General features: G+C 65.9%; 10 protein-coding genes. 2 read left to right on the plus strand and 8 right to left on the minus strand.

Annotated elements, in window-relative coordinates; translation table 11 throughout:
- Positions 1 to 9: 9 nt before the first annotated feature.
- The 5 genes from VFH65_RS17705 to VFH65_RS17725 form a co-directional block, all read right to left on the minus strand.
- Positions 10 to 828: a shikimate dehydrogenase gene (locus VFH65_RS17705; protein ID WP_353323201.1), complete on the minus strand. Its 819-nt coding sequence runs from the start codon at positions 826 to 828 to the stop codon at positions 10 to 12.
- Positions 806 to 2,050 (minus strand): endolytic transglycosylase MltG, encoded by a 1,245-nt coding sequence (locus VFH65_RS17710; RefSeq protein ID WP_353323203.1) that lies wholly within the window; start codon positions 2,048 to 2,050, stop codon positions 806 to 808. The genes VFH65_RS17705 and VFH65_RS17710 overlap by 23 nt, the downstream gene beginning before the upstream one ends.
- Entirely contained in the window at positions 2,043 to 2,549 is a 507-nt protein-coding gene (gene ruvX / locus VFH65_RS17715; RefSeq protein WP_353323205.1) for a Holliday junction resolvase RuvX, read from the minus strand. The genes VFH65_RS17710 and ruvX overlap by 8 nt, the downstream gene beginning before the upstream one ends.
- A gap of 4 nt (positions 2,550 to 2,553) precedes the next feature.
- Positions 2,554 to 5,274, minus strand: coding sequence for an alanine--tRNA ligase (gene alaS / locus VFH65_RS17720; RefSeq protein ID WP_353323206.1), 2,721 nt, complete (start codon positions 5,272 to 5,274; stop codon positions 2,554 to 2,556).
- A 111-nt stretch (positions 5,275 to 5,385) separates the two neighbouring features.
- Positions 5,386 to 5,775, minus strand: a complete 390-nt coding sequence (locus tag VFH65_RS17725; protein WP_353323219.1) for a secondary thiamine-phosphate synthase enzyme YjbQ — start codon at positions 5,773 to 5,775, stop codon at positions 5,386 to 5,388.
- A gap of 143 nt (positions 5,776 to 5,918) precedes the next feature.
- Between VFH65_RS17725 and VFH65_RS17730 the strand changes: the two genes are divergently transcribed.
- Together VFH65_RS17730 and VFH65_RS17735 are read left to right on the plus strand one after the other, a co-directional pair.
- Complete coding sequence (locus VFH65_RS17730) at positions 5,919 to 6,539, plus strand: hypothetical protein (protein WP_353323208.1); 621 nt, start codon at positions 5,919 to 5,921, stop codon at positions 6,537 to 6,539.
- An 81-nt stretch (positions 6,540 to 6,620) separates the two neighbouring features.
- A complete protein-coding gene (locus VFH65_RS17735; protein WP_353323210.1) occupies positions 6,621 to 6,929 on the plus strand; it encodes a GlsB/YeaQ/YmgE family stress response membrane protein in 309 nt (102 codons plus the stop codon).
- A gap of 63 nt (positions 6,930 to 6,992) precedes the next feature.
- Here the strand turns inward: VFH65_RS17735 and VFH65_RS17740 are convergent, their stop codons facing one another.
- The 3 genes from VFH65_RS17740 to VFH65_RS17750 all read right to left on the minus strand — a co-directional run.
- Positions 6,993 to 7,397 (minus strand): VOC family protein, encoded by a 405-nt coding sequence (locus tag VFH65_RS17740; RefSeq protein WP_353323211.1) that lies wholly within the window; start codon positions 7,395 to 7,397, stop codon positions 6,993 to 6,995.
- Positions 7,397 to 7,870: an SRPBCC family protein gene (locus tag VFH65_RS17745; protein WP_353323212.1), complete on the minus strand. Its 474-nt coding sequence runs from the start codon at positions 7,868 to 7,870 to the stop codon at positions 7,397 to 7,399. The genes VFH65_RS17740 and VFH65_RS17745 overlap by 1 nt, the downstream gene beginning before the upstream one ends.
- Positions 7,867 to 8,116: ArsR/SmtB family transcription factor (locus tag VFH65_RS17750; RefSeq protein WP_353323214.1), on the minus strand; the 250-nt coding region annotated here is incomplete at its 5' end. The genes VFH65_RS17750 and VFH65_RS17745, both read right to left, overlap by 4 nt.

Raw genomic sequence — 8,116 nt, forward strand, 5'->3', positions numbered from 1 at the left:
TGCCTCACACTAGTGCTCCAGCGCGGCGCGCATCGCCTCCCTGGGCGCGGGCATCCCGGTGAACTGCTCGACCTGAGCGAACGCCTGGTTCAGCAGCATCTGCAGCCCGCTGATCACCCGGCCGCCCGCCAGCTCGACGGCCGACGCCAACGGTGTGGGCCACGGATCGTAGATCGCGTCCAGCAGTACCGGCGTCGCGGCCAATGAGGTTGCGTAGCGGGCCGCTGCGTCCGCTGGGATGGTATTGACCACCACCGCCGCGTCGGCAACAGTGGGCACCAGCTCGGCGCCGTCGATATCGCACCACCGGCTTTCCACGCCCGATCTGGTTGCCAGATCGACAAGGGGCGCGGCCTTTTCGCGATTACGCGCCACCACCGTAATCCGTTGCACACCAAGCTCTGCCAACCCCACCACCACCGCGGGCGCGGTGCCGCCCGAACCGATGACCAGCGCGTGTCCCGACGCCTGGCCGAGCGCACCTGTCACGCCGTCGACGTCGGTATTGTCGGCGCGCCATCCGGACTGCGACCGAACCAGGGTGTTGGCCGATCCGACCAGCTCCGCCCTGGGCGTGCGTTCATCGGCGAACCTCAAGGCCGCGAACTTGCCGGGCATGGTCACCGACACACCGACCCATTCCGGGCCGAAACCACTTACCACAGCTGGCAATTGGTCTGCCGTGCATTCGATGCGGTCATACGTCCAGCCGTCGAGCCCCAGCGCCCGGTAAGCCGCCAGATGCAACTGCGGTGAACGGGAATGCGCTATCGGCGATCCCAGCACCGCTGCCCTGCGCGGCCCCTCAGCGCGCGGAGTCCAGGACACCGTTGCGCTGCGCCAGCTCGATATTCGCCAGGTGCTGTTCGTAGTCCCGGGTGAACAGGGTGGTGCCCTGCAGGTCGATGGTGACGAAGTACAGCCAATCCCCCGGTGCGGGTTGCTCGGCCGCGGCCAACGCCGGGAGTCCTGGCGAGCAGATCGGCGTCGCCGGAAGACCAGGGCGCACATAGGTGTTCCACTGCGTGTGCTGCGCGCGGTCGGCGTCGGTGGTGGCCACCTCGATCCGGTCCAGCGGATAGTTCACGGTCGAGTCGAACTCCAGCGTGCGATTCTCCGCGAGCCGGTTGTAGATGACACGCGCCACCTTCGCGAAGTCGTCCGGCTTGGATTCGCGCTGCACGAGCGACCCGACGGTGAGGATCTGATAGGGCGACATGTTGAGCGCCTTGGCGGTATCGAGCAGACCACCTTGGGCGTACTGCGTCGCACTCGACCCGATCAGCGTGGACAGGATGTCCTGCGGCTGCGCCGACGGATCGATATTCCAGCTGCCAGGGGCGATCAGCCCCTCCAGCCGGCGATGGTCGTCGCTCATCGCATTGACCGGGCCGACCGCCCACTCGGGCACCGACAACGACGACGGCGCGGCGGTCCCCGCCGTCTGCTTCAGGTCGTCCACCGGCACGCAGCGCTGCTCACCGTCGAGATCCACACACGTGGCCTTGGAAATCAGGCTGAGGATGCCGTCTGTCACGGCATTGGTCTTGACGTCTTGCAGGTCGTCGAGCTGGCGGCCTTCGGGGATCACCAGCAATCCCACCCGGTTCTTCGGGTCCGCAAGTCGTTCAACGGCATTCGATGCGGGGATCTCGGTACGGACCTTGTAGAAGCCAGGCTGAATCGCCGAGATGGCGGCATTGCCGTCGGCCGCATCGACGAACGCCGCGACGGTCGCGACAACCTTGTGTTCCTGCAAAGTCTTGGCGATGGCCGTCGTGGAATCACCGTCGTGGACCTGGATCACCACGTCGTTGACGCCGCCGCCCGAATAGTCGTTGCCGCCGCCGAACAACGTGTGCCACAGCTTTGAGCCGAGGAACACCGCCCCCACGACGACCACGATCAACATGCCCAGCGCAAGGCCGCCGACAACGCGGCGCTTGCGTCGACCTCGTGCTTCGCGTATCCGGTCCGCGCGCGTCACCCGGCGCCGCGGCGGTCCCACCGCCACGGGTTCTGCACGGCCCCGGCCCCAATTCTCAGCCATCCCCGACCTCTCCGTGCGCGGTCAACGCCGCGCGCCGCTGATCCAGCCAGTTCTGCAAAATGCCCACCGCGGCCACCTGATCGATCATCGACCGCTGTCCCTTGGCACGGACGCCGGCCTCCCGCAGCGACCGCTGCGCTGTCACGGTGGTCAGTCGTTCGTCGGCCAGCCGCACCGGCGTCGGCGCGATGCGCTGTGCCAACTGGTCGGCCAGCGCGATCGCATCCGCAGCGGCAGGACCGGACCTGTCGGCGAGGGTGCGTGGTAGTCCCACCACCACTTCAACCGCCTCCAGTTCGTTGACCAACTGCGCCAGCCGGCGCAGATGCTTGTTGCTGCGATCCCGCGCCACTGTCTCCACGGGCGTGGCCAGGATCCCGTCCGGGTCGCTGGTGGCCACACCGATACGCACACTGCCTACGTCGATGCCGAGTCGTCGTCCCCGCCCCGGATCGTCGCCTCCGGGCCGATCCGCAAACCGGTCATCGGTCTTCGCCACGTAGCTAACTCCGGTCTATCTCTGCGCGCAGCGCGGCCAATGCCGCGTCGATGCCCGCCGCCCCCTTACCGGAACCTTGTGCCAGATCGGCCTTGCCGCCCCCACGGCCGTTGACCGAAGCACCCAACTGCTTAACCAACTCATTGGCACGCAGACCGAGGTCCTGCGCTGCCGGGTTCACCGCCACCACGAAGGGGACGGTGTCGTTCTCGCCTTCGGCAATCAGCGCGACGACGGCTGGATCGCTGCCCAGCTTGCCGCGGATGTCACCGACAAGCGTGCGCAGATCCGCCGCCGACATTCCGCCGGCCATCCGCTGCGCCACGACACGGACCTTACCGATTTGTTCGGCACCCGCGGCGGCGTTCGCAGCCGCGGCCCGCGCGTCGGCCAGCCGCATCCGGTCGAGTTCCTTTTCGGCGGCCCGCAGGCGTTCCACCAGATTCGCAACCCTGGCCGGAACTTCCTCCGAAGGAACTTTCAGCGACGACGCCAGTCCCGCCATCAGGGCGCGCTCCTTGGCAAGGTGGCGGAACGAGTCAAGACCGACGTAGGCCTCGACGCGGCGCACACCGGAGCCGACGGATGCTTCGCCGAGGATGGTCACGGGGCCGATCTGCGCCGAATTGTGCACGTGTGTACCGCCGCACAGCTCGAGCGAGAACGGGCCGCCGATCTCGACCACCCTCACCTCGTCGGGATAGGCCTCGCCGAAGAGTGCCATCGCGCCCATGGCCTTGGCCTTTTCGAGGTCCGTGATGAAACTGTGCACCTCGTAGTCGGCTTCGACGGCCTCGTTGGTTACTTCCTCGATCTGGGTGCGCTGAGTTTCGGTCAGTGCGCCCTGCCAGTTGAAGTCGAACCGCAGGTAGCCGGGCCGGTTGAGCGAGCCGGCCTGAACGGCGTTGGGCCCCAGCACTTGTCGCAGCGCGGCATGCACCATGTGGGTGCCCGAATGCCCCTGCGTGGCGCCGTGCCGCCACCGCGGATCAACGGCAGCCACCACGGTGTCGCCCTCGACGAACTCGCCAGACTCGACGTTGACGCGGTGCGCCCACAGCGTTTTCGCGATCTTCTGCACGTCGGTGACGGCCGCCTTGGATGTCCCCGATGAACCGGTCCCCATGATGCTGCCCTCGTCGGCGATCTGGCCGCCCGACTCGGCATAGAACGGGGTGCGGTCGAGGATCAGCTCGACGCGGTCAGGGGTTGGCCCGCCACCGGCGGCCGTGCCGCCGAAACCACCGTTGTGGGAAACCACGGGAACGCGCTTGCCGTCCACGAAGATACCGAGAACCTTTGCCTCGGAAGTCAATTCGCTGAAACCGGTGAACTCCGTCGGGCCGGCGTCGACGAGATCGCGGTAGGCCGAGAGGTCGGCGTGGGCCTGCTTGCGGGCGGCGGCGTCGGCCTTCGCGCGCTGACGCTGCTGGGTCATCAGGCCGCGGAAGCCCTCTTCGTCGACGGATAGACCCGCCTCGGCGGCCATCTCCAGGGTCAGCTCCAACGGGAACCCGTAGGTGTCGTGCAGCGTGAAAGCGTCAGTGCCCGACAGCACGGTGGCGCCAGACGCCTTCGTCGCTCCTGCAGCCTCCTCGAACAACCGCGAGCCCGATGCGAGGGTGCGGTTGAACGCGCTCTCCTCAGCGACCGCGATGCGCAGGATGCGATCGAAATCGTTGACCAGTTCCGGATACGACGGGCCCATCGCGTCGCGAACCGTCGTCATCAGATCGCCGACGATCGGATCGTCGATGCCCAGCAGCTTGGCCGAGCGGATCACGCGGCGCAGCAACCGCCGCAGTACGTACCCGCGACCGTCGTTGCCGGGGCTCACGCCGTCGCCGATCAGGATCGCGGCGGTCCTGCTGTGGTCGGCGATGATGCGGTAACGCACGTCGTCTTCGTGGCTGCCCGCGCCGTAGCCCCGTGGGGACACCGAAGCCACCGCATCGATGACGGGACGCAGCAGATCGGTCTCGTAGACGTTGTCGACGCCCTGCAGCAGGCACGCAACTCGTTCCACGCCCATGCCGGTGTCGATGTTCTTGCGGGGCAGCGGGCCGAGGATTTCGAAGTCCTCTTTACTGGTGCCCTCGCCGCGCTCGTTCTGCATGAATACGAGATTCCAGATCTCGATGTAGCGGTCCTCGTTGGCGATCGGACCGCCTTCGATGCCGTACTCGGGGCCGCGGTCCACGTAGATCTCGGAGGACGGGCCGCACGGTCCAGGGATGCCCATCGACCAGTAGTTGTCGGCCATCCCGCGACGCTGGATGCGCTCCGGCGGCAGGCCCGCCACCTCCTGCCACAGCTGAGCGGCTTCGTCGTCGTCGAGATAGACGGTGGCCCAGAGGGTTTCGGGATCGAAGCCGTATCCGCCGTCCTGAACCGAATCGGTCAGCAGCGACCACGCCAATTCGATGGCGCGGCGTTTGAAGTAGTCGCCGAACGAGAAGTTGCCGGCCATCTGAAAGAAGGTGTTGTGCCGGGTAGTGATGCCGACTTCGTCGATATCGGGTGTGCGGATGCATTTCTGGATGCTCGTCGCCGTCTTGTACGGCGGGTTGCGCTGGCCGAGAAAGTACGGCACGAACTGCACCATGCCGGCGTTGACGAACAACAGATTGGGGTCGTCAAGGAGCACCGAGGCGCTGGGCACCTCGGTGTGGCCCGCCGTCACGAAATGATCAAGGAAACGCTTCCTGATCTCGTGTGTCTGCACGTCCTACGCGTCCTTATAGTTCATTGGTTCCAGGTATCGACCGCACTACAGTACCGGTCTGGTCCCCGGCACTGAAAAGTCAACGAACCAGCGTCGACTATGGTGCCGTGGCTAACCGTCGATGAAGCTCAGGCGCACCGAACGCCGAGGGTTGTCCCGGTTCAGATCGACCAGCACGACACTCTGCCACGTGCCGAGCAGCGGTTCGCCGCCCTGCACCGGAACCGTCACCGACGGTGCGATCAGCGCCGGTAACACGTGGTCGGCGCCATGCCCAGCCGAGCCGTGGGAGTGGCGGTAGCGGTCATCGCGCGGCAGCAGCCGTTCCAGCGAGTCGACTAGATCGTCGTCGGAGCCGGCACCCGTCTCGATGATCGCCACGCCGGCCGTGGCGTGCGGCACGAACACATTGCACAGGCCGTCCTGATGGCCGCCACAGAATGCGCGCACCGCGTCGGTGAGGTCGACGATCCGCCGGCGCGATGTGTCGACATCGAGCACGTCAGAATTCACGCATCCAAGCGTACGGACGCATCCTTTTGCATAGCGAACTATCCATTGATACCCCAGCTCTGCGGGAGGAAGCTGATTGCGGGGTCCAGCGGCGCCACCGGGGCGCTGCCCCAACTCAAGGGGGGTGGATCGTGTACGCACGCTCTACCAGTATTCAGTCGCAAGCATCCAACATCGACGCCGGAATTGCCTACGTCCGTGACGAAGTGATGCCGGCTCTTCAGGACATGGACGGCTACATCGGCCTGTCGCTGTTGGTGGACCGCGAGTCCGGCCGTTGCATCGCCACCAGCGCCTGGGAAACCGAGGAAGCATTGCGCACGAGCACGGATCAGGCGGCGCCGCTTCGGGATCGGGCCACGGAGATATTCGGTGGCGACGTCACAGTCGAGCCGTGGGAAATCGGAGTCCTGCACCGCGATCACCGGTCCAATGAGGGGGCCTGTGTGCGGGCGACATGGCTGAAGATGCCGCCCGATCAGACCGAGCGAGCGATCGACTTCTACAAGACCTCGGTATTGCCGTCCCTGGAGGACCTCGAGGGATTCTGCAGCGCCAGCCTGATGATCAACCGCTCGTCCGGGCGCGGCGTGTCGTCGACGACGTTCGATAGCCGCGAGGCGATGGACCGCAACAGGGAGCAGGCGAAGGAACTGCGGAACACGCGAACCCGCGAACTGGGCGCCGACATTGTCGACGTCGGCGAGTTCGAGCTCGCGATCGCCCATCTGCGAGTGCCGGAAATGGCCTGATCAGCGCCGGGTTGACGCGAGCGTTTATTCGCTCCTCCGCATGGGTATCTCAGCTGCAGCTGTACACCCTTTGGAGGAGAAATGACCATCACCAGCATCATCACCGCAATTCTTATCGGGATCGTGGTCGGCGTTCTCGGTCGACTGGTCCTTCCCGGTAAGCAGCCCATCGGCATGCTGGTGACGATCCTCGTCGGCATCGTCTCGGCGTTCATCGGCACGGCCATCGCTCGGGCACTCGGCATCCCCACCGCAACGAGCGGCATCGACTGGCTCGAACTTCTGGTCCAGGTCGTCGTCGCCGCTCTCGGCGTTGCCCTCGTGGCGGCGCTCATGGGGCGCAGACGTACCGGCATCATGGGCGGCAGGCGCAGAGGCATCATGCACTGAGTCGCATCCACTACCCCCGACGGTCCCGGCTGGCACACCCCAGCCGGGATCGTTCTGTGAGGGCTACCGCGGGATCAAGGGTTCGTCGGCCCGTGCCTTGATCTGCTGCACCACCCACGCGTTGCCGTCCGGGTCGGCGAACCCGAACAGCGTGCCGCCGTCGCGCTCGTCGATGACCTCGATGTCTCCGACCTCGACGCCACGGGCGGCCAGCTCGTCGTGTGCCCGGCGGGCGTCGGCGACCACCAGTTGCAGGCCCTTGAGCGAGCCGGGCTCCATCGACTGTCCGCCTGGCAAGTCGCCGATGACGATTGAGCAGCCCGAGCCCGGTGGAGTGAGCTGCGCGAATCGCATGTCCGCCGCTTGCGTGTCGTGATCGAGGTGGAAGCCGAGGTTGTCGCGGTAAAAGGCGACGGCCCGGTCGATGTCGCTGACCGGGACCACCACCACTTCGAGCGTCCAGTCCATCAGATCCTCTTCAGCAGCTCGTCCAGCTTGTCGTAGCCCTCGGTCATGCCGCCTTCCATGCCGGAGGACAGCAGCCCGTCGCGCGCCTCGATGTTCGGGCAGATGGACCGGCCCCGCAGCCGGCTGCGGCCGTTACCCAGATCCTCGAACCACATGAACTCGATGTTCACCATGTCCGGCGCGCCCTCGAATTCGAAGGTCTGGATGATGAATTCGTTGTCCCGGACCTTGTGGAACACCCCGTTGAAACCGAATTCACCGCGATTGGCCTTGTGTACGTAGCGGTAGCCGCCGCCGGTCTTGAAGTCCCAGTGCTCGATCGTCATCTCGAGATCGCGCGGCCCAAGCCACTGCTTGATCAGGTCCGGCTCCGCGTGCGCGCGGAACAACGCCTCCACCGGAGCGTCGAACTCGCGGGTGAACTCCATGGCCAGGGTGTCGACAGGTGCATTCAGGTTCAGTGCGTTCGTCATTTCTCGATTCCTTCCTTGTTGGTGCCGCTCTTCGGTGAAATTTGGGCCAGCAGAGCGTCCAGCTGGCGGTAGTTGCGTTCGGCGTCAAGCCGATACCGGTCGATCCATGCGGTCAGCCGCTCCAGCGCCGCCGCGTCCAGGTGGACCGGCCTGCGCTGCGCGTCGCGGGTCCTGGTGACCAGCCCCGCTTGCTCGAGCACCTGAATGTGCTTGGACACCGCTTGTTTCGTGATGTCGAACGGCGCA

Origin of the sequence: Mycobacterium sp. (genome assembly GCF_035697385.1) — a bacterium.
In the GTDB taxonomy this organism is placed as follows: domain Bacteria; phylum Actinomycetota; class Actinomycetes; order Mycobacteriales; family Mycobacteriaceae; genus Mycobacterium.